The organism is Comamonas sp. GCA5, from assembly GCF_036541385.1.
Taxonomy (GTDB): domain Bacteria; phylum Pseudomonadota; class Gammaproteobacteria; order Burkholderiales; family Burkholderiaceae_C; genus Comamonas; species Comamonas aquatica.
Window position 1 is genome coordinate 1 of record NZ_JAZHFR010000213.1, and the last position, 637, is coordinate 637.

General features: G+C 67.5%; 1 protein-coding gene. It reads left to right on the forward strand.

Annotated elements, in window-relative coordinates:
• Positions 1-377: 377 nt before the first annotated feature.
• The coding region (locus tag SJH88_RS19310; RefSeq protein ID WP_274755408.1) for a DTW domain-containing protein at positions 378-637 on the forward strand (260 nt) is incomplete at its 3' end.

Consider the following 637-nt stretch of genomic DNA (forward strand, 5'->3'; position numbering starts at 1 on the left):
TGGGCGGGTGCGCCCAGGGACGGCAGCAGGCCGCGCCGGCCGCAGGCCGCCAGCCCCTGGAGCCATTGGCGCCGGGGGAGCGACCAGCGGTCGGAAACCAGGGGGACGGGGGGTGCGTATCGGGAAGTCATGGCTGCTTTCTCATGCCGTTTTAAATATAAGAAAGCCAATCCTAAAAACCAAAACAACGGTATCCAAACAAGTTTTCCAACTTAGTACATGCGAAATTCCTGCTTGACAGCGCCCGGCCTCCCGCAGCCAGCCACGCCAGGCCGCAGCCATGCCCCGCCGCCACAGGTGGCGACCGACTTTCAAGCAAAATCGTGGCTCTGCCCTTGTCCCACCAGCGCAGACCGCTATCAAGCTTGAGACCTGCCATGCCCCCACGCCCCCTGTGCCCCGCCTGCCTGCGCCCTGCCGCCGCCTGCTTGTGCGGCTGCGTGCAGCCCGTGGCCAGTGCCGTGCAGGTGCTGGTGCTGCAACACCCCCAGGAAGCCGGGCACGCCAAGAACACGGCGCGCCTGCTGCACCTGTGCCTGCCAGGCAGCCGTCTGGAGGTGGGGGAAGTCTGGGAGGCGGACGCGCTGCAGGCCCTGCTGCACGCGCCCTGGCCTGGCCAGGCGCCGGGCGCCTATCC